This window comes from Ensifer sp. LC384, from assembly GCF_001695865.1.
Classification (GTDB): domain Bacteria; phylum Pseudomonadota; class Alphaproteobacteria; order Rhizobiales; family Rhizobiaceae; genus Ensifer.
In genome coordinates this window covers 282,698-303,131 of the sequence record NZ_MBST01000034.1, presented here as the reverse complement: position 1 = coordinate 303,131, position 20,434 = coordinate 282,698, and the positions used below count along the sequence as shown (strand labels likewise).

Genomic DNA, 20,434 nt, shown 5'->3' with positions numbered 1-20,434 from the left:
TCCAGTGATTCCGAGGCAACCGCGGTCATTTCAACGGCATGTGAAAGCTGAAATGGCTGCGCACAAAACCGAGACGCTCGTAGAAGCGATGCGCAGCCGTTCGCGTCGCATTCGAGGAGAGTTGCACCTTTCCTGCCCCCTCCTCACGTGCACGCTCGATCGCGTGGCGCATCATGCACGCGCCAATGCCGCGGCCGCGCATGTCTTCTCGGGTTTGCACCGCCTCGATCACCAGTCTTGGCTGGCCGCGCCCAGGAAGAGACGTCAACAATGCCGTCTGGAAAGTACCGACCACTTCTTCGCCGAGGCGGGCAACATAAAGCGTCTGAAGCGGCGATGCTTCGATCCGCGCGAAAGCGGCGAGATAGTCAGCGAAAGCCTCAGGCTCGGTCGTATCTCCGTGTCCACCAACCTCGTCGGCGGCAAAGAGCGAGATGATGGCAGGAAGATCCGCTAGTTCGGCCTTGCGGATCTCGAAGTCGGTTGTCGCGTCCATGTGTCCTCTCGAGGCTTGGCAATGAGCGCCAAGCGTCAATCATCACAAGGCTACAGGTTCGTGACAGCGACATTGTTCCGCGCTTTTTTTTCCACAGAACAAGGCCACGGCCGTAAATCTGCAGCCCAGAGTCAGAAGGAATGGCGCGTCAGACCAGCGGCTTTTCGAGAATGAGTGCCGGAAGTCCCGACTGATCGTCACCGCAATTGCTCGTTTGACCAACTTCAGAGAAGCCGTGCGCCCGATAGAATGCGAGCGCATGGAGGTTCTGCGGCTCGACTTCGACCCGCATGCGTTCGGCATCGGGGAAGCAGGTTTCGAGTTCGGCGAAAATGTCGCGTCCGATGCCCTGCCTCTGGAGTTTCGGCAGAACGTAAAGCTGGTGGAGTACAATGGTCTTCTTCAACGTATCGGACATGGACGCATAGCCCATGCCACCGATGCTGCGACCATTGTCGGCGACGAGGAACTCCGCGTTCTTGCGCTCCAGGCGAGCCTTCAGCGCCGGCAGAGAATGCCAGCGCCCTGTCAGTTCGTTGACCTTCTCGACACCATAGAAGGTCTCATAGGTCGCGTGCCACGTTTCGACCAGCAGCGCGCGAACCTTTTCCAGATCGCGCTCGCTCGCTGTGCGGACGAAGAACATCGCTTATTCCTCGATGCCGAGCTTGGCCTTGACCAGAGCCTGGACGGCCTGCGGATTGGCCTTGCCACCGGTCGACTTCATCACCTGACCGACGAACCAGCCGGCCAGCGACGGCTTTGCCTGCACCTTGGCGACCTGATCCGGGTTGGCGGCGATGATCTCGTCGACTGCCTTCTCGATGGCGCCGGTGTCCGTCACCTGCTTCATGCCGCGCGCTTCGACGATCTCCGCGGGATTTCCGCCTTCGTTCCAGACGATTTCGAAGAGATCCTTGGCGATTTTGCCGGAAATCGTCTCTGCCTTGATGAGATCGATGATGCCGCCGAGCTGAGCGGGGGAAACCGGAGTCTCTTCAATGGTTTTGCCGGCTTTGTTCAGGGCACCGAGCAGGTCGTTGATGACCCAGTTTGCGGCAATCTTGCCGTCACGGCCTTCGGCCACGGCCTCGAAATAATCGGCAATCGACTTTTCGGATACGAGTACCGAGGCGTCATAGACCGACAGGCCCATGTCGCTGACAAAGCGTTCCTTCTTGTCGTCAGGCAGTTCCGGCAGGTCGGCCTTTAGCGCATCGACGAAGGCCTGGTCGAACTCGAGCGGCAGCAGATCCGGATCCGGGAAGTAGCGGTAGTCGTGCGCATCTTCCTTGGAGCGCATGGAGCGCGTCTCGCCCTTGTTCGGGTCGAACAGGCGCGTCTCCTGGTCGATGGAACCACCATCTTCGAGAATGCCGATCTGGCGACGCGCTTCGTACTCGATCGCCTGACCGATGAAGCGGATAGAGTTGACGTTCTTGATTTCGCAACGCGTGCCAAAGCCTTCACCGGGGCGGCGGACCGAGACGTTGACGTCGGCCCGCATCGAGCCTTCGTCCATATTGCCGTCGCAGGTGCCGAGATAGCGCACAATCGAACGCAGCTTGGTCATATAGGCCTTGGCCTCGTCGGACGACCGCATGTCGGGCTTGGAGACGATTTCCATCAGCGCGACGCCAGAGCGGTTGAGGTCGACATAGGACATCGACGGATGCTGGTCGTGCATGGACTTGCCCGCGTCCTGCTCGAGATGCAGGCGCTCGATGCCGATCTCGACGTCTTCGAACTGACCCTGGCGATCGGGCCCAACGGAAATGATGATCTTGCCTTCGCCGACGATCGGATCCTTGAACTGCGAGATCTGATAGCCCTGCGGCAGGTCGGGGTAGAAATAGTTCTTGCGGTCGAAGATCGAGCGGTTGTTGATTGCGGCCTTGAGGCCGAGGCCGGTGCGCACCGCCTGCTTGACGCATTCCTCGTTGATGACGGGCAACATGCCAGGCATGGCCGCATCGACCAGCGATACGTTGGCGTTCGCCGGCTTGCCGAATTCGGTCGATGCACCCGAGAAGAGCTTCGAATTGGAAAGCACCTGGGCATGGACCTCCATGCCGATGATGACTTCCCAGTCGCCGGTGGCGCCAGGAATGAAGCGTTTGGAATCGGGAGTGCGGACGTCGACAATGCTCATATCATGCTCTTCTTTGAAGCCTGAATTCTTGGTTTCTCGGTAGAGCAATTGCCGCAATGGTGCAAGTTGTTAGGCGCGATCAGCCATCCCGCGATGACAGGGCGCACGGTTTAACCGCCGCTTAGCGCCTCCCATGGCAAAAGGCGAATATGCCCGTCACCACGGCCACGCTCGTGTGCTTCCTTGTCGCGATCAACGCCACAACCTTCTGTCTCTTTTGGTACGACAAGCATGCGGCGCGATCAGGCTGGCGCCGCATCCGTGAGCGGACATTGCTGTCGTCGGCGTTTTTCGGCGGCAGCATAGGTGCGATGGCCGGCCGCCAGGTCTTCAGGCACAAGACGCGCAAGGAGCCGTTTCGAACACGGCTCATTCTGATCGTCCTGTTTCAGACGATCGCGGTCATCGCCTGCACATTCGCTGCCGGCGGATATCTTGACGCCTTTGCCGGTCTCTTCTAGGAAACGTTCGTTCGAATGGAGTTTTGATGTTCTCTTCTTCTGAGTCCCGGTAAGGGCCCTTGCCCGCTTTCTCCCAGAGATTGCGCGCACGGGCCGGAAACGTAACCCCGCTTTTCCCAAGATTTGCGGAACGTTTTTTTGCGTTCTCACGAACGCTATTCCGGAACATTCAGAAATGGATATCTCACGCGCTGAGCAGCGCATTCTTTATCATTTGGCCCAAGGCGGCCGTATCGAAATCATCCGTGACGGCAAGGCGATCAGCGAAATCCGATGCTTCACACGCGACGGATGGGTCTATCCAGGCTTCGACCTCGAGCTCTTCCGCAAACTGAAGCGCAAGAAAGCGATCTCGTCATCGGCCGGCAAACCCTATCGCATCACCGAGCGGGGCCTGCATCTGGTCCGATCGGAACTCAACAATCGCTGATCGGGGAAACCCATGGAGATGCCGGGCGCACGCTCGGCATCTCGTCCGAGACCTCTAGCGAATTTCGGGAATGGTCGCGGTTCTATCACAAAGAGAAAATCGACAAAGGCATTCTCCGCCAGGCGCCTTCATCCGGCCGACATCGGCAGCGCCGACGATCGCCGCTTCCCTGGCGCAAAGACCTATGCCGGCAAGCACACCCACCTCATCCAGACGAGCATGACGGATCAAAGGCAAAGGACGGCTCTCGTCTCCGCATCACTACAGCGCCGCGCGTCATGCGTGACGCTCGGCGCTGTAACGCTTCAAGGCGGCGCAGCACGCGTGTAGTGCTACGCCCTCAGTGCTTTACCACCACTTGGTGGGCGTGAAACGACCAGCCGCCTGTTCGATCACATGGGCGGTCTTGAAGAGGGTTTCTTCCTCGAACGGCTTGCCGATCAACTGCAGACCAAGCGGCAGGCCCTTATGGTCGACGCCGCCGGGAACGGCAATGCCCGGCAGGCCGGCCATGTTGACCGTCACCGTGAAGATGTCGTTCAGGTACATCTTGACCGGATCGGATGCGAGATCCTCGTCGGCAATACCGAAGGCGGAGGACGGAGTGGCGGGCGTCAGAATCGCGTCGACACCAGCGTGGAAGGCCAGTTCAAAGTCGCGCTTGATCAGCGTGCGGACCTTCTGGGCGCGCAGGTAGTAAGCATCGTAATAGCCGGCGGAAAGCACATAAGTGCCGATCATGATGCGGCGCTTGACCTCCTGGCCGAAGCCGGCGGCACGGGTCTTTTCGTACATATCAACGATATCCTTACCGTCGACACGCAGGCCGTAGCGGACGCCATCGTAGCGGGCAAGGTTCGAAGACGCTTCGGCCGGAGCGACGATGTAATAGGCCGGCAGCGCATATTTGGTGTGCGGAAGCGTGATGTCGACGATTTCGGCACCGGCGTCCTTGAGCCACGCGATGCCCTGCTGCCACAGGGCTTCGATCTCTTCCGGCATGCCGTCGACCCGGTACTCCCGGGGAATGCCGATCTTCATGCCCTTGATCGACTGACCAATCGAGGCTTCATAGTTCGGCACCGGCAGATCGACGGAGGTCGTGTCCCTGGCATCGACGCTTGCCATCGACTTCAAAAGGATCGCGGCGTCGCGCACATCGCGGGCAATCGGCCCGGCTTGGTCCAGCGACGAAGCGAAGGCGACGACGCCCCAGCGCGAGCAGCGGCCATAGGTCGGCTTGATGCCGACGGTGCCAGTGAATGCAGCCGGCTGACGGATGGAGCCACCGGTGTCGGTTGCTGTCGCGCCGGCGCACAGATGCGCGGCCACCGCAGCGGCCGAACCGCCCGACGATCCGCCCGGGACCAGATCGAGGTTGGAGCCCTTGGCCCGCCAGGGGTTCTTCACGACGCCATAGTAGGACGTCTCGTTGGAGGAGCCCATGGCGAACTCGTCCATGTTGAGCTTGCCGAGCATCACGGCACCGTCGTTCCACAGGTTCTGGGTCACGGTCGATTCGTAACGCGGGGCGAAACCATCGAGAATGTGGCTGCAGGCCTGCGTGTGCACGCCTTCGGTACCGAAGAGATCCTTGATGCCGAGCGGGATGCCTTCGAGCGCGCCGGCCTTGCCTGCCGCGATGCGCGCATCCGATGCCTTGGCCATTTCGCGCGCCTTGTCGGGCGTGACGGCGATATAGGCATTGATCGCTTCGTTGGCGGAATCGATCGCCGCGATATAGGCGTCGGTCAGTTCAACGGCGGTGATCTCCTTGGCGGCAAGCTTGGTGCGGGCTTCGGCGATCGTAAGGCTGGTGAGTTCGGTCATGATGAAATCGGACTTTCGCAATCAGGGACGTCGGGGCGGCAGGCGGTCGGATTATTCGACGACCTTCGGGACGAGGAAGAAGTTGCGATCGGTATTGGGCGCGTTGGCGACGATATCGTCGGCCTTGCTGCCGTCTGACACGACGTCCAGGCGCTTCTTCATCTCCATCGGCGTCACCGACGTCATGGGCTCGACGCCATCGACATTCACTTCGGAGAGCTGCTCGACAAAACCAAGGATGCCGTTGATTTCGCCCACCATCCGCGTGGCTTCATCTTCACTGACGGCGATGCGGGCGAGGCGCGCAACGCGCTTCACGGTGGCAAGGTCTACGGACATGGTCGTCTCCGGTATCTGGAACTTTCCCCCGCTATAATGGTGCGCGGCGAGGCGCGCAACGGGGGAATCGCCCGATCACTCGCCTGCCGCAGTGCTGACGGTCTTCGCCGTCAGACGCTTACGACGCCGCCGACGGCCGGTGTCGCCACTTTGGTCGAGGCGCTATCCATGCCCACAACGAAGTTTTCCGGCGTCTGGTCGATGATCGGGAAGGATCCGTAGTGGCAGGGAATGGCGGTCGAGAACTTGAAGTAGCGCTGGCAGGCAAGTGCCGCCACGGCGCCCCCCATGGTGAAGCGGTCGCCGATCGGAACAAGGCCGATCTCGGGCTGGTGCAGCTCTTCGATCAGCGCCATGTCCGAGAAGATGTCCGTGTCGCCCATATGGTAGAGCGTCGGTTCGTCCTCGAAATGCAGGACGAGGCCGTTGGCATTGCCGAGCGAATGCGAAACGCCGTCTTCGGTAATCTGCGCCGAAGAATGCAGCGCGTTGACGAAAGTGGCGGAAAAGCCGGAGAGGTGGATGGTGCCGCCGGTATTGCCCGGCTCCATCGCCGAAACGCCCTGGCGACCGAGCCACATGCAGAGATCGAAGTTGGCAACGACCACCGCTCCCGTTTCCTTGGCGATGGCGACGGTGTCGCCGACATGGTCACCATGACCGTGCGTCAGGAGAATATGGGTAAGCCCGGCAGTCACCTCCTTGCGTTCGCTGTCAAGGAATGCCGGGTTGCCGGTAAAGAAGGGATCGATCAGGATCTTCGACGTTGCCGTTTCGATGTGAAAGGCGGAATGGCCGAGCCATTTGATCTTCATGACATTCTCCCAGATGATTTGTGCTTTGGAGCAGCTATATGGAACGAGACGAACACCTGCAAAGATCGAATCGGCAAATCAAATGACAATTCTGACCATCGAAGAGCTCGCGAGCCAGCTTCAGCCCAACCAGGCCATCGCCGGCCTCGATCTTGGCACCAAGACGATCGGCCTCTCGGTATCCGATCTCGGACGCCGGATCGCGACGCCGCGCGAAGTGATCCGGCGCGTCAAGTTCGGCATCGACGCGGTGGCGCTCCTGGCGGCGGCCGAGAAGGAAAGGGTCGCCGCCTTCGTCATCGGCCTGCCGGTCAATATGGACGGCAGCGAAGGTCCTCGGTGTCAGGCGACCCGCGCTTTCGTGCGAAACATGGTCGAGAAGACGCCCCTGCCCTTCGTTTACTGGGATGAACGGCTTTCGACGGTCGCGGCCGAGCGGGTGTTGATCGAGATGGACGTGTCACGCAAGAAGCGGGCCGAGCGCATCGACTCGGCCGCCGCATCCTTCATTCTTCAAGGCGCGCTCGACAGGCTGGCGTCTCTTGCCAGGGACGGCGCACCAGCCGAATGAACGGCGCCTGCACCGAAACGGCGGCGATACCAGGCAGCAAGCTCGCGACGCTTGCGGAAGGCGACGATGCCGAGAACGATGAAGCTGTCGACAATGATGGCCCGCGCGACGAGCGGTGGAATGCTTTCCGGCGGAAAGCCGAGCACGTTGCCATAGATCTGGAAGACCAGGTCATGGGTCTCGCGCGTCAGCATGAAGAAGCCGAAGCTCATGTCGTAATAGGAAAGGCCGTACCAGGCGGCCAAAAGCATGACGGGGCATGCCCACAGGATCAGAAACCACTTCATGCGGCCCCCCTTTCCGATATGCGTCGATAGAACAATGGATAGATCGCGCGATCTGCCAATACCAAGGCAAGCAGCGCGATCGCGGGGACCACGATATCGAGCGCCAGTCCGGCGAAAAACATCATCATGATGATCATAAGACCAGTTCGCACCGAACCGCTCCGTTCCGGATTTCTTTGCGTTACCCAGCCACTGTCCACGCTCGCCGGCGAACGCGCAATGTAAACCATTCGTTAAGGTTAATTTTCACAGGCTCCTGCCCGGCTGCGGTCAGCGCGGCCTCCTTCCAATGCGCCGTCCGTCAAACCTGATGGGCGAAGGACGCTGCAAAGCTTGAAACTCGCGGCATGATTTCGTCTTAAATCGATTCCGGTTTGACGGATTATGCAGTAACGGTGGGCCCTCTTCCCGCGCAGGCCCTGCCATGATCATCGTCTTTGAAAGTATCCTACCCATCTTCCTTTTGGTGCTGCTCGGCGCATGGCTGAAACGCACGACGCTCGTCGATCAGAAGCTCTGGTTGGGCTTCGAACAGTTCGGCTATTACATTCTCTTCCCCGCCCTCTTGTTTTCGACGCTGGCCCAGGCCGATTTTTCCGGCATGAAGGCGGACGCCACGGCGATCGCCACGATCGGCAGCGTCAGCCTGATGTCGATTTTCGTCCTTTTCCTCTGGCCGCTGTTTCGCAACAGAGGGGTTTCGGGCGCCTCCTTCACCTCCGTCTTCCAGACGGCGACACGGTGGAACGGATTCATGGCACTGGCGATCGCCCAAAAGCTCTACGGACCGATCGGACTGACGCTGACGGCACTGGTGATGACGCTCGTGATCATCCCGATCAATCTCTACAACGTCGGCGTGCTGGTTTGGTTCGGCGGCGGCAACCGGGATTTCCGGCGTTTCTTTGCCAAGATCGTCACCAATCCGTTAATCGTCGCATCAGTGCTGGGCATACTGTTCAACCTGACCGGCATAACCGTTTACGGGCCGGTGATGACGACCATCGACATGCTTGCGAGCGCCTCGCTCAGCCTCGGGCTGGTGATGGTCGGAGCAGGACTGCGGGTGTCCGACGCGTTGAAGCCGAGCGGGTCGGCGCTGCTGGCCGTCTTCCTGAAGCTGATCGTCATGCCGGTGTTCATGGTGGGCGCCAGCTTCCTGCTCGGCATCCGCGGCGACGCGCTGTGCGTTATCGCGCTCGGCGCGGCCGTGCCCACCGCGATGAACGGCTATCTGCTGGCCAAACAGATGGGCGGCGACGCCGAGCTTTATGCGGCGGTGGCGACGGTCCAGACCGTCGTCTCCTTCTTCACGATACCGCTGGTGCTATCGGTGACCGCTTACGTGGCAGCCGGGTAGAGCAGATCGAGGATGTAGGCCGAATCGAAGCGCGAATCGAGCATGCCGTAAGTCGACCGCCATCCGGCGGCAAGGCGCGATTCGAGAAAGGCATCGGCGATGCGGCCGGCGCCAAGGCGATAGAGTTCGGCGGCAGCGGCAGCCAGAGCCAGTTGCTCGACGAGCATGCGGGCGGCCCCCTCGTCGCGCTCGCAGAGCGACATCGCCGCGCGCAGCACGTCGATGGTCTTGCGCCCCGCAGGCCCGAGATCGCGGCTGAGGACGGCAAACAGCTGCTCGAAAAGATCCTTGCGCTTGAGCAGCACACGCAAGACATCCAGCGCCATGACGTTGCCGGAGCCTTCCCAGATGGCATTGACCGGCGCCTCGCGATAGTGCCGGGCCAGCGCCCGCTCTTCGACATAGCCGTTGCCGCCGAGGCATTCCATCGCTTCATAGATCAGTGCCGGGGCGATCTTGCAGCACCAGTATTTCGCAACCGGCGTCATGATGCGGGCATAGGCGGCCTCTTCGGCACTGCCGTGGGCCTTGTCGAAGGCATCGGCGAGGCGGAACGACAAGGCACTGGCAGCAGCAACGTCGAGCGCCATGTCGGCGAGAACCCGGGTCATCATCGGCTGGCCGACGAGCGGCTTGCCGAAGACCTTGCGGCCACGCGTATGGTGGACGGCCTCAGCGAGCGATGCCCGCATGATGCCGGCGGACGCCAGCGCGCAATCGAGACGGGTCAGCGTCACCATGTCGAGAATGGTGCGGATGCCGGCATCAGGCGCGCCGAGCACGAAACCGAACGTGTCGGAAAACTCGACTTCGGAGGATGCATTGGAGCGGTTGCCGAGCTTGTCCTTCAGACGTTGGAAGCGCAGGCCGTTGGCGGCACCGTCTTCCAGAAGCCGCGGCACGAGGAAGCAGCCGAGCCCGTCGCGGGTCTGCGCCAGCATGACGAAAGCATCGCTCATCGGCGCCGACATGAACCACTTGTGGCCGTTCAGACGGTAGATGCCCTCGCCCACCCGCTCGGCGGTCGAGGTGTTGGCGCGCACATCGGTACCGCCCTGCTTTTCCGTCATGCCCATGCCGACGGTGACCGCAGACTTCTGCATCCACGGCTTGTTCGACGAATCATATTTACGCGAGAGGATCTTCGGCGCCCATTCCTTCTGTACGGCTGGCGAAGCAGTGATCGCGGCCAGCGAGGCGCTGGTCATCGTCAGCGGGCAAAGATGGCCGCATTCCAGCTGAGCCGTCAGGTAGAAACGGATCGCTCTTGTCTTGTGCGACTGATTGCGTTCGTCAGGCAGGTTTTCCCAGGCGGATGCATGCAGGCCCGAGGTCATGGAGCGGCGCATCAGGGCATGCCAGGCCGGATGGAACTCGACGACATCGAGGCGCTCGCCGCGCGGTCCATGCGTCTTCAGCTTCGGCACGCCTTCGTTGGCCATGCGCGCCAGTTCCTGCGCCTCCGGCGAGGTCACATAACGCCCGAGCGTATCGAACTCGTCGCGCAGGGCCTTCGTCATGCCCGACGTGATGTCCACGGTCAGCGGATCGGAACGATAGGCATTGATGCCGGACCAGGGCTTGGGCTGGTTCAGCTCGGCGAGTTTCTGTTCGGTCCGGTTCATCTGATTCATGGGCCGGTTCTAGCGCAAGTTTGCCGACCACGAAACCGGGCCAGGGAAAGATAGGATGCCGCACCCAAGTTTTCCGCGGAAGGGCTCGCGCACCGCTTGCCGTACCGGGGGGCAAGTCTTATAGAGCGAGCCACATTCCAGAGCGCAAGGGCGGCCCATGACCACTTTCCCGCATCGCCACCTGCTCGGCATCAAAGGTCTCACGGAGCAGGACATCACCTACCTGCTCGATCGCGCCGATGAAGCCGTCAAGATCTCCCGTCAGAGGGAGAAGAAGACGTCCACCCTTCGAGGGCTGACGCAGATCAATCTCTTCTTTGAAGCGTCCACGAGGACACAATCCTCCTTCGAACTTGCCGGCAAACGGCTTGGCGCCGACGTGATGAACATGTCGGTCGGCAACTCGTCGGTGAAGAAGGGCGAAACGCTGATCGATACGGCAATGACGCTGAACGCCATGCACCCCGACGTGCTGGTCGTGCGCCATTCCTCGGCGGGTGCCGCCGCACTTCTGGCGCAGAAGGTTTCCTGCTCGGTGGTCAATGCCGGCGATGGCCAGCACGAGCATCCGACCCAGGCCCTGCTCGACGCGCTGACGATCCGCCGCATCAAGGGCAAGCTCTCGCGCATCATCGTGGCGATCTGCGGCGACGTGCTGCATTCGCGCGTCGCGCGGTCCAACATCCTCCTGCTCAACCAGATGGGCGCACGGGTGCGCGTTGTCGCACCGGCGACCTTGCTGCCCTCAGGGATCGCCGACATGGGCGTCGAGGTCTACCACTCGATGGCCGAGGGACTGAAGGATGCTGACGTGGTGATGATGCTGCGCCTGCAGCGCGAGCGCATGGCCGGCTCCTTCGTGCCGTCGGTGCGCGAGTACTTCCACTACTACGGCCTTGATGCCGAAAAACTGAAAGCCGCGAAGGACGACGCGCTCGTCATGCATCCGGGACCGATGAACCGCGGCGTCGAAATCGCGTCCGAAATCGCCGACGGGCCTCAGAGCGTGATCGAGCAGCAGGTCGAGATGGGTGTCGCCGTGCGGATGGCGGTAATGGAAACGCTTCTTCTTTCCCAGAACCAGGGGCCGCGCGTATGACCAGACCGCTCGTTCTTAGAAACCTTCGCATCGTCGATCCGTCCCGCAACCTCGACGAAACAGGCACGATCATCGTCGGCGACGATGGCCGCATCCTGGCAGCAGGCAAGGATGCGCTCAATCAGGGCACGCCGGATGGCGCCTTCGTCAAGGACTGCGATGGGCTGACAGCCGTCCCGGGCCTCGTCGACGCGCGCGTGTTTGTCGGCGAGCCAGGTGCCGAGCACCGCGAAACGATCGAATCGGCATCGCGCGCAGCAGCCGTCGGCGGCGTCACCTCCTTCATTTCGATGCCGGACACGGATCCTGTGATCGACGACATCGCGCTTGTCGAGTTCATGCAGAAGACCGCACGCGACAAGGCACTCGTCAACGTCTATCCGGCAGCGGCGATGACCAAGGGTCTTGCCGGCGAAGAGATGACCGAGTTCGGCCTGCTGCGCGAGGCTGGTGCTGTCTGCTTTACCAACGGTCGCAAGGCGATCCACGATACGCTGATGCTGCGCCGCGCCATGACCTATGCCCGCGAGTTCGGCGCGGTGATCGCGCTTGAAACGCGTGACAAATATCTCGGCGCCAACGGCGTGATGAACGAGGGGCTGCTTGCAAGCTGGCTCGGCCTTGCCGGTGTGCCGCGCGAAGCGGAAATCATCCCGCTCGAGCGCGACCTGCGTATCGCCGGCCTGACCAAGGCTGCCTACCACGCTGCCAACATCTCGGTTCCCGAATCCGCCGAGGCCGTTCAGACCGCCCGCGACCGCGGCGCCAACGTCACCTGCGGTATCTCGATCAATCATCTGACGCTCAACGAGAACGACATCGGCGAGTACCGGACCTTCTTCAAGCTCTCGCCGCCGCTGCGCCGCGAGGACGACCGCGTCGCGATGGCGGAAGCTCTAGCCAACGGCACCATCGACATCATCGTTTCCTCGCATGATCCGCAGGACGTCGACACCAAGCGCCTGCCCTTCTCCGACGCGGAGAACGGCGCGATCGGGCTCGAGACGATGCTTGCCGCAGCGCTTCGCTTGCATAACAGCGGCCAGGTTCCGCTGATGCGGCTTATCGATGCGATGTCGACGCGCCCGGCGACGATCTTCGGCCTGGATGCGGGCACCTTGAAGCCCGGCGCCAAGGCCGACATCACGGTCATCGATCTCGAAGAGCCCTGGGTCCTCTACAAGGAAGCGATCGTTTCGCGGTCGAAGAACACGCCATTCGAAAATGCGCGCTTTACCGGACGGGTTGTGCAAACCTATGTTGCCGGCGAGCTTGTGCATTCGGCATAGGCGACAGCGGTCGCGCGGGAGGAATCGGTGGATCTTTTTTCCTGGCAGCTCGGACTGCCCTCAACAGTCTTGAGCCTTGCTTTCGGCTACCTGCTCGGCTCGATCCCCTTTGGGCTGATCCTCACGCGCATGGCCGGCCTCGGTGACGTCCGCAAGATCGGCTCGGGCAACATCGGCGCCACCAACGTTCTGCGGACCGGCAACAAGAAGCTTGCCGCCGCCACCCTGCTGCTTGACGCCTTGAAGGGCACGGCCGCAGCCGCGATCGCCTCTCTCTGGGGTATCGAAGCGGGCATCGCCGCGGGCCTTGCCGCCTTCCTCGGCCACCTCTTCCCCGTCTGGCTCGGTTTCAAGGGCGGCAAGGGCGTCGCCACCTATATCGGCGTGCTGCTCGGCCTCGTGCCGCTGATGGTTCTCGCCTTTGGGGCGATCTGGCTGGCGATGGCGAAAATCAGCCGCTACTCCTCGCTGTCGGCACTGGTTGCAACCGCAGTCATTCCGGTTGTACTCTATGTCACGGGACACGAGAAAGTCGCCCTGCTGTTTGCGGTCATGACCCTGATCACGTGGGTGAAACATCGCGCCAACATCCAGCGGCTGCTTGCAGGCACCGAAAGCAAGATCGGAGACAAGCGATAATGTTGGACGTCAGTGCACGACGAACCGGAGTTGCGCTGACCGAACGACAGAAGATTTCCTGGCTGCGACTGATCCGCAGCGACAATGTCGGCCCCGCCACGTTCCGCGACCTCATCAATCACTTCGGCACCGCCGAGGCAGCGCTCGACGCTTTGCCCGAACTGTCCCGGCGCGGCGCTGGAGCGCGGACGTTCCGCGTCGCCACCATGGCGGAGGCGGAGCGAGAACTCGAAGTCGCCCACCGTTTCGGCGCGGCCTTCGTCGGCATCGGCGAACCAAACTACCCTTTCGCCCTTCGTCAGATCGATGGTGCTCCTCCTCTTCTCGCCGTCAAAGGCAACCTCGACGCCGCGACGCGATCCTCCCTCGGCATCGTCGGCTCGCGCAACGCCTCGGTCAGCGGCGCCAAGTTCGCTGCGATGATCGCGCGCGATGCCGGGCGAGCCGGCTATGTGATCACTTCAGGACTTGCGCGCGGCATCGACACCGCCGCCCACCGGGCAAGCCTGGAGAGTGGAACGATCGCTGTGCTTGCCGGCGGTATCGACCGGCCATATCCGCCGGAGAATGTCGGACTGCTCAACGATATCATGGCGGGCCAAGGCCTGGCGGTCAGCGAGATGCCGTTCGGCTGGGAGCCGCGCGCTCGCGATTTTCCCAGGCGCAACCGACTGATTGCCGGCATCAGTCTCGGCGTGACGATCGTTGAGGCAGCCAACCGCTCCGGCTCCTTGATCACTGCCCGTTATGCCGCCGATTTCGGTCGCCTGGTGTTTGCCGTTCCCGGCTCTCCACTCGATCCGCGCTGTCACGGAACCAACGACCTGCTCAAACAGGGCGCCATCGTCACGACGACATCGGACGATGTAATCGACGCGCTTGCGCCTCTCAGTCAATACAAGCTGCCGTTGTCGGCAGGAGCCGAGGAGCCGGGCTTTGAAACCCCGTCGAGACAGGCGGGGCAGCTCGGTGACGGCGACCGGGCAGCGATCATCGACGCACTCGGCCCGACACCGGCCGAGGTCGACGATGTCATTCGCCACACCGGATTGCCTGCAGCTGAAGTCTACCTCGTGCTGCTTGAACTTGACCTCGCCGGACGCCTTGGCCGCCATGCAGGCGGACTCGTGTCGCTTAATGCGGAGCAATAAAACTTCTTGTTTGTGCGCTGTCCAGTCGGCAACCGACGACACAAAAGCACATTCGCAGATACGACGGAAACACGGCCGACTCAATCGGAAAGCGATATAATTATCTATTCTCGCGATGGCTGCATAACGCAGCGCTGTCGCTATTTTGAATGAAACCCCTTGACCCCGCTCGAATCCCTGTCCATTTCGGGGCATCGATATTCGGCGACGCTCGGTGCGAACAGCGCTGACGCAAGACCAAACCCGGTTGTCTCAGAAAAATGACGATGAATGTTGTAGTGGTGGAATCGCCTTCGAAGGCAAAGACGATCAACAAGTACCTCGGCCCCGGCTACAAGGTTCTTGCCTCGTTCGGCCATGTGCGGGATCTGCCTGCCAAGGACGGCTCGGTCCGTCCTGACGAAGATTTTGAGATGTCCTGGGAGGTCGACGCCGCGTCGGCCAAACGCATGAAGGATATTGCCGATGCCGTGAAGGCATCTGATGGCCTCATCCTCGCGACCGACCCGGATCGCGAAGGCGAAGCGATCTCGTGGCATGTGCTCGATCTTCTCAGGAAGAAGAAGGTGCTGGGCGACAAGCCGGTCAAGCGTGTGGCCTTCAACGCCATCACCAAGAAGGCTGTGCTTGACGCGATCGCCCATCCGCGCGACCTCGACATTCCCCTCGTCGATGCCTATCTCGCCCGCCGCGCACTCGACTATCTCGTCGGCTTCAACCTGTCGCCGGTGCTTTGGCGCAAGCTGCCCGGCGCCCGCTCTGCCGGCCGCGTCCAGTCGGTCACGCTGCGGCTGGTTTGCGACCGCGAAGCGGAAATCGAACGGTTCATCTCCGAAGAATACTGGAACCTGTCTGCGCTTTTGAAGACGCCCCGCGGCGATGAATTCGAGGCGCGCCTTGTTTCGGCGGATGGAAAGCGGCTGGCACCGCGTGCGGTGGGCAACGGCGAAGAAGCCAACCGGCTGAAGACCCTGCTCGACGGCGCCACCTATGTCGTCGACAGCATCGAAGCAAAGCCGGTCAAGCGGAACCCCTCGCCGCCGTTCACGACATCGACGCTGCAGCAGGCTGCGTCGTCGAAGCTCGGCTTCTCCGCTTCGCGCACGATGCAGGTCGCCCAGAAGCTCTATGAAGGTGTCGACATCGGCGGCGAAACCGTCGGTCTCATCACCTATATGCGTACCGACGGCGTGCAGATGGCGCCGGAATCGATCGAAGCCGCACGTTCGGCTATCGGAAGCCAGTTCGGCGACCGCTACCTGCCGGAAAAGCCACGCTTCTATTCCACCAAGGCGAAAAACGCCCAGGAAGCGCACGAGGCCATTCGCCCGACTGATTTCAACCGCACGCCGGACCAGGTCCGCCGTTTCCTCGACGGCGACATGCTGAAGCTTTACGACCTTGTCTGGAAGCGTGGCATCGCCAGCCAGATGGCCTCCGCCGAGATCGAACGCACGACAGCCGAGATTACCGCCGACAACGGTGGCAACAAGGCCGGCCTGCGCGCCACCGGTTCCGTCATTCGTTTCGATGGCTTCATTGCAGCCTATACCGACGCCAAGGAAGACGGCGAACAGACTGACGACGGCGACGAAGATGGCCGCCTGCCGGAGATAAACGCGCGCGAAAGCCTGGCAAAGCAGAAGATCAATGCCTCGCAGCATTTCACCGAACCGCCGCCGCGCTACTCGGAAGCAACACTGATCAAGAAGATGGAAGAGCTCGGCATCGGCCGGCCTTCCACCTATGCCGCTACGGTAACGACGCTGCTCGACCGCGACTACATCACCAACGACAAGCGCAAGCTCGTGCCCCAGGCCAAGGGGCGGCTCGTCACGGCGTTTCTGGAAAGCTTCTTCACCCGTTATGTCGGCTACGACTTCACGGCATCGCTCGAAGAAAAGCTCGACCAGGTCTCGGCCGGCGAGGTCAACTGGAAGGACGTTCTTCGCGACTTCTGGAAGGATTTCTTCGCGCAGATCGAGGAAACCAAGGAGCTGCGCGTTACCAACGTGCTCGACGCCCTGAACGAGGAACTGGCACCGCTGGTCTTCCCCAAGCGCGAAGACGGCGGCGATCCGCGCATCTGCCAGGTCTGCGGCACCGGCAAGCTGTCGCTGAAGCTCGGCAAGTACGGCGCCTTTGTCGGCTGCTCGAACTACCCCGAGTGCAACTTCACCCGCCAGCTTTCCTCTGATGGCAACAGCGACGCTGAGGCTTCGGTCTCGAACGAGCCTCAGGCACTGGGCAAGGATCCGCATACCGGCGAAGAAATCACGCTGCGCAGCGGCCGCTTCGGCCCCTATGTCCAGCGCGGCGACGGCAAGGAAGCCAAGCGCTCAAGCCTGCCCAAGGGCTGGACGCCATCGTCGATCGACCACGAGAAGGCTGTCGCCCTGCTCTCGCTGCCGCGCGATATCGGCGCGCATCCCGAATCAGGCAAGATGATTTCGTCCGGTCTTGGCCGGTACGGCCCCTTCGTGCTGCATGACGGCACCTATGCGAACCTCGAATCGATCGAGGACGTCTTCTCAATCGGCCTGAACCGTGCCGTTTCGGTGATTGCCGACAAGCAATCCAAGGCCGGTGCCGGCCGCGGCCGCGCCGCGGCGGTTGCGCTGAAGGAGCTGGGCGATCACCCCGAAGGTGGCGCAATTACCGTTCGCGACGGACGCTACGGCCCCTATGTCAACTGGGGCAAGGTCAACGCGACCTTGCCGCAGGGCAAGGATCCGCAGTCCGTCACAGTCGAAGAGGCGCTCGCACTCGTTGCCGAGCGCGCCGCCAAGAGCGGCACGGGCAAGGGCAAGGCGACGAAGGCAAAGGTGACGAAGTCGTCCAAGGCTGCGGCTGACGGCGCGGCCAAGGCCAAGAAGACGACAAAGGCAAAGGCGCCCGCCAAGACAAAACCAAAGACGGCCGCGAAGGCCAAGAAGGACTGACCTTGACCAGAATACCGCGCGACCCGACCGAACGATCCGGAAAAGGTTCCGGCAGGAAAGAGGGCCGCGCGGCAAGGGTCGCGCCGGCACCGGAGAAAACCTCGATCATCCACGGTGCGGTTCCCCCGCGCGACGTGCTGATGCGCTTCATCGCCGAGAACCCGGACCGTGCCTCCAAGCGTGAAATTGCCAAGGCCTTCGGCCTCAAGGGCGACACGCGCGTCGAACTCAAAGCCTTGCTGCGTTCGCTGGAAGCAGACGGTCTGGTCGAGAAGAAGCGCAAGTCGCTCGTGCGTCCGGGCGCCCTTCCCCCGGTTACCGTGCTCGATATCACCGTGCGCGACGTCGACGGCGAACTGATCGGCCGCCCGGCCGAGTGGCTGGACGATGACGGCGTCGCACCGGCGGTGCTGATCAAGCAGTCGTCTGTCGGCAAGGACAAGGGCAAGATGCCGGTCGGCGGCCTCGGCGACCGTGTGCTTGCCAAGATCTTCCCGGCCAAGGACCGTGGCGGTCCGGCCTATACCGCACGTATCATCAAGGTTCTCGACAAGCGCAGGGACGCCGTCCTCGGCGTCTTCCGCGCCACGCCGGGCGGCGGCGGGCGCCTGATGCCGATCGAAAAGCGCGGCGAGGAAATTCTGGTCGATCCGGACTTCGTCGGCGACGCCAAGGATGGCGATCTCATCGAAGTCCAACTGACGCGCCTTGGCCGCTACGGCCTGCCGCGCGCTCAGGTTCAAAACGTCGTCGGTTCGGTCGCCTCGGAAAAGGCGATCTCGATGATCGCCATCTATGCCCACGGCATACCGCACGTCTTTCCGGAGCGCGTGCTGAAGGAAGCGGAAGACGCCGGCCCGGCTACCATGGCGCACAGGGAAGACTGGCGCTCGCTGCCGCTGATCACCATCGATCCGGCCGATGCGAAGGACCACGACGACGCGGTCCACGCGGAGCCGGACCCAGCGGAAGACAACCCCGGCGGCGTGATCGTCACCGTCGCGATTGCCGACGTCTCCTGGTATGTCCGGCCGAAGTCGGCCCTCGACCTGGAAGCGTTGAAGCGCGGCAACTCGGTCTATTTCCCGGATCGCGTCGTGCCGATGCTGCCGGAACGGATCTCCAACGACCTCTGCTCTCTCAAGGAAGGGGTCGAGCGGCCGGCACTCGCCGTGCGCATGCGCTTTTCCAAGGAGGGCCGCAAGGCGGGCCATACCTTCCATCGCATCATGATGAAGAGCGCGGCCAAGCTTTCCTACCAGCAGGCACAGGCGGCCATCGACGGCAATCCCGATGACAAGACCGGCCCGATCCTCGACACGATCCTGAAGCCGCTCTGGGAGGGATATCGCATCTTGACGCGCGGCCGTGACCGCCGCCAGCCGCTCGAGCTGAACATGCCCGAGCGCAAGATCATCCTGAAGCCCGACGGCACGGTCGATCGCGTCTTCGTTCCGGACCGTCTCGACGCACACAAGCTGATCGAAGAAATGATGATCCAGGCGAACGTCGCGGCCGCCGAGACTCTCGAGCAGAAGCGTCAGGTGCTGATCTACCGCGTGCACGACCAACCGTCTCTGGCCAAGCAGGAGAGCCTGCGCGAATTCCTCGCCACACTCGACCTCTCGCTGGTCAAGGGCGGCAGCATGCGCTCGAACCACTTCAACGGCATCCTGGCCAAGGCCGAAGGCAAGCCCTTCGAAACGATGGTCAACGAGATGGTGCTGCGCTCCCAGAGCCAGGCGATCTACAGCCCCGAGAATATCGGCCATTTCGGCCTCAACCTCATGAAATACGCGCACTTCACCTCGCCGATCCGGCGTTACGCCGACTTGATCGTCCACCGGGCGCTGGTCGGCTCGCTCGGGTTTGGCGAAGGCGGGCTCACGCCGCAGGAAGAAGGCGTGCTCGACGATATCGCCGCGGAAATCTCGACCTTCGAGCGCCGGGCGATGGCCGCCGAGCGCGATACCGTCGACCGGCTGATCGCCCATCACCTGAACGGCCGCATCGGCGAAGAATTCGAAGGCCGCGTTGCCGGCGTCACCAAGGCGGGACTTTTTGTCACCCTGCCGGCCTATGGCGCCAACGGCTTCGTGCCTATATCTACGCTCGGACGAGACTACTTCATCTTTGATGAGGCGCATCAGGCCCTTTCCGGCGAAAAGACCGGCCTCGGCTTTCGTCTCGGCGATTCGGTGCAGGTCAAATTGGTCGAAGCCGTGCCGCTTGCCGGCGCGCTTCGCTTCGAGATGATCAGCGACGGGCGTAAGATGCCGACCGCTACGCGCTCCTTCCACAAGTCGGGGCGTCGTGATCGCTCGGGCCCGCGCAAGAAGCCGGGAACACGACCGCCGCGCGGAAAGCGCTAGGCCACAAGCAGCGGCCGGCGGCTTCGACAAGGAGAGAATGCACATGACGGCAACGGACAAGGAAACGCTTCACCTCGGTGGTCATGCCGCCGACGAACGTCCGGTCGGTCGGTCCATGCGCCGCGGCTTTCTCGGCACCTGCCCGGCCTGCGGCAGCGGCAAGCTGTTCCGCAGCTACGTCAAATCCGTCGATGCCTGCGCGGCCTGCGGCGAGCGCATGGACCATCAGCGTGCCGATGACTTCCCGCCCTACATCGTCGTCACCATCGTCGGCCATTTGGTGCTCGGCGGCTACATGATGACCGATATGATCCTGCCCTTGACGACCTGGCAGCACCTCGCCGTCTGGACGCCGATCACGCTGGTGAGCTCGCTCGGCTTGCTGCAGCCAATCAAGGGTGCGGTCATCGGCCTGCAATGGGCGCTGAAGATGCACGGTTTCGGCGGCCATGAGGACACGCCCGAGGACGTTCTGCCTGCGCGAGACCCCTCCGCATGACGTCAGGGCGCGAGAGCGTCGCCCGGGCCTCCGGCATCCCCGTAGGACGTGCAAGACCGCGTGACGCA

The 20,434-nt window shown here is 62.2% G+C and carries 20 protein-coding genes; 11 read left to right on the top strand and 9 right to left on the bottom strand.

Annotated elements, in window-relative coordinates:
* Window positions 1-25 precede the first annotated feature (25 nt).
* From BC363_RS23445 to gatB, 3 genes are all read right to left on the bottom strand, one after another.
* The gene (locus BC363_RS23445) at window positions 26-496 is read right to left on the bottom strand and encodes a GNAT family N-acetyltransferase (RefSeq protein ID WP_065787095.1); all 471 of its coding nucleotides are present in this window, start codon (window positions 494-496) and stop codon (window positions 26-28) included.
* Window positions 497-644: 148 nt separating this feature from the next.
* Window positions 645-1,142, bottom strand: coding sequence for a GNAT family N-acetyltransferase (locus BC363_RS23440; RefSeq protein ID WP_065787096.1), 498 nt, complete (start codon window positions 1,140-1,142; stop codon window positions 645-647).
* Between the two features lie 3 nt (window positions 1,143-1,145).
* Entirely contained in the window at window positions 1,146-2,648 is a 1,503-nt protein-coding gene (gatB, locus tag BC363_RS23435) for an Asp-tRNA(Asn)/Glu-tRNA(Gln) amidotransferase subunit GatB (protein ID WP_065787097.1), read from the bottom strand.
* Between the two features lie 149 nt (window positions 2,649-2,797).
* Here gatB and BC363_RS23430 point away from each other — a divergent pair, with 149 nt between their 5' ends.
* Both BC363_RS23430 and BC363_RS23425 read left to right on the top strand, forming a co-directional pair.
* Complete coding sequence (locus BC363_RS23430) at window positions 2,798-3,109, top strand: DUF1294 domain-containing protein (protein ID WP_065787098.1); 312 nt, start codon at window positions 2,798-2,800, stop codon at window positions 3,107-3,109.
* 175 nt (window positions 3,110-3,284) lie between these two features.
* Complete coding sequence (locus BC363_RS23425) at window positions 3,285-3,539, top strand: YjhX family toxin (RefSeq protein WP_065787099.1); 255 nt, start codon at window positions 3,285-3,287, stop codon at window positions 3,537-3,539.
* Between the two features lie 348 nt (window positions 3,540-3,887).
* On the opposite strand, the gene gatA is transcribed toward BC363_RS23425, so the two are convergent.
* From gatA to BC363_RS23410, 3 genes are all read right to left on the bottom strand, one after another.
* Window positions 3,888-5,369, bottom strand: coding sequence for an Asp-tRNA(Asn)/Glu-tRNA(Gln) amidotransferase subunit GatA (gene gatA / locus BC363_RS23420; protein WP_065787100.1), 1,482 nt, complete (start codon window positions 5,367-5,369; stop codon window positions 3,888-3,890).
* 51 nt (window positions 5,370-5,420) lie between these two features.
* A complete protein-coding gene (gatC, locus tag BC363_RS23415; protein WP_053247080.1) occupies window positions 5,421-5,708 on the bottom strand; it encodes an Asp-tRNA(Asn)/Glu-tRNA(Gln) amidotransferase subunit GatC in 288 nt (95 codons plus the stop codon).
* Between the two features lie 110 nt (window positions 5,709-5,818).
* Window positions 5,819-6,523, bottom strand: coding sequence for a metal-dependent hydrolase (locus tag BC363_RS23410; protein WP_065787101.1), 705 nt, complete (start codon window positions 6,521-6,523; stop codon window positions 5,819-5,821).
* A gap of 82 nt (window positions 6,524-6,605) precedes the next feature.
* Here BC363_RS23410 and ruvX point away from each other — a divergent pair, with 82 nt between their 5' ends.
* Window positions 6,606-7,094 (top strand): Holliday junction resolvase RuvX, encoded by a 489-nt coding sequence (ruvX, locus tag BC363_RS23405; protein ID WP_065787102.1) that lies wholly within the window; start codon window positions 6,606-6,608, stop codon window positions 7,092-7,094.
* On the opposite strand, the gene BC363_RS23400 is transcribed toward ruvX, so the two are convergent.
* On the bottom strand, window positions 7,037-7,381 hold the full coding sequence (locus tag BC363_RS23400; protein ID WP_065787103.1) for a DUF6105 family protein: 345 nt from the start codon (window positions 7,379-7,381) through the stop codon (window positions 7,037-7,039). The genes ruvX and BC363_RS23400 overlap by 58 nt on opposite strands.
* A complete protein-coding gene (locus tag BC363_RS35585; RefSeq protein ID WP_202618604.1) occupies window positions 7,378-7,518 on the bottom strand; it encodes a hypothetical protein in 141 nt (46 codons plus the stop codon). The genes BC363_RS23400 and BC363_RS35585 overlap by 4 nt, the downstream gene beginning before the upstream one ends.
* A gap of 287 nt (window positions 7,519-7,805) precedes the next feature.
* Between BC363_RS35585 and BC363_RS23390 the strand changes: the two genes are divergently transcribed.
* Entirely contained in the window at window positions 7,806-8,741 is a 936-nt protein-coding gene (locus BC363_RS23390; RefSeq protein WP_065787105.1) for an AEC family transporter, read from the top strand.
* Here the strand turns inward: BC363_RS23390 and BC363_RS23385 are convergent.
* Window positions 8,723-10,375: an acyl-CoA dehydrogenase family protein gene (locus tag BC363_RS23385; RefSeq protein WP_065787106.1), complete on the bottom strand. Its 1,653-nt coding sequence runs from the start codon at window positions 10,373-10,375 to the stop codon at window positions 8,723-8,725. The genes BC363_RS23390 and BC363_RS23385 overlap by 19 nt on opposite strands.
* A gap of 157 nt (window positions 10,376-10,532) precedes the next feature.
* Here BC363_RS23385 and BC363_RS23380 point away from each other — a divergent pair, with 157 nt between their 5' ends.
* The 7 genes from BC363_RS23380 to BC363_RS23350 all read left to right on the top strand — a co-directional run bounded on the left by BC363_RS23380 (window position 10,533) and on the right by BC363_RS23350 (window position 20,366).
* Window positions 10,533-11,474 (top strand): aspartate carbamoyltransferase catalytic subunit, encoded by a 942-nt coding sequence (locus BC363_RS23380; protein ID WP_065787107.1) that lies wholly within the window; start codon window positions 10,533-10,535, stop codon window positions 11,472-11,474.
* A complete protein-coding gene (locus BC363_RS23375) occupies window positions 11,471-12,763 on the top strand; it encodes a dihydroorotase (protein WP_065787108.1) in 1,293 nt (430 codons plus the stop codon). Before BC363_RS23380 ends, BC363_RS23375 begins: the two co-directional genes overlap by 4 nt.
* A gap of 27 nt (window positions 12,764-12,790) precedes the next feature.
* Entirely contained in the window at window positions 12,791-13,402 is a 612-nt protein-coding gene (gene plsY / locus BC363_RS23370) for a glycerol-3-phosphate 1-O-acyltransferase PlsY (protein ID WP_065787109.1), read from the top strand.
* Window positions 13,402-14,553, top strand: coding sequence for a DNA-processing protein DprA (dprA, locus tag BC363_RS23365; RefSeq protein ID WP_065787110.1), 1,152 nt, complete (start codon window positions 13,402-13,404; stop codon window positions 14,551-14,553). Before plsY ends, dprA begins: the two co-directional genes overlap by 1 nt.
* A gap of 266 nt (window positions 14,554-14,819) precedes the next feature.
* On the top strand, window positions 14,820-17,495 hold the full coding sequence (gene topA, locus BC363_RS23360; RefSeq protein WP_065787111.1) for a type I DNA topoisomerase: 2,676 nt from the start codon (window positions 14,820-14,822) through the stop codon (window positions 17,493-17,495).
* A 2-nt stretch (window positions 17,496-17,497) separates the two neighbouring features.
* Window positions 17,498-19,867: a ribonuclease R gene (gene rnr / locus BC363_RS23355; RefSeq protein WP_065787112.1), complete on the top strand. Its 2,370-nt coding sequence runs from the start codon at window positions 17,498-17,500 to the stop codon at window positions 19,865-19,867.
* A 37-nt stretch (window positions 19,868-19,904) separates the two neighbouring features.
* A complete protein-coding gene (locus BC363_RS23350) occupies window positions 19,905-20,366 on the top strand; it encodes a DUF983 domain-containing protein (protein ID WP_139109987.1) in 462 nt (153 codons plus the stop codon).
* Window positions 20,367-20,434: the final 68 nt, after the last annotated feature.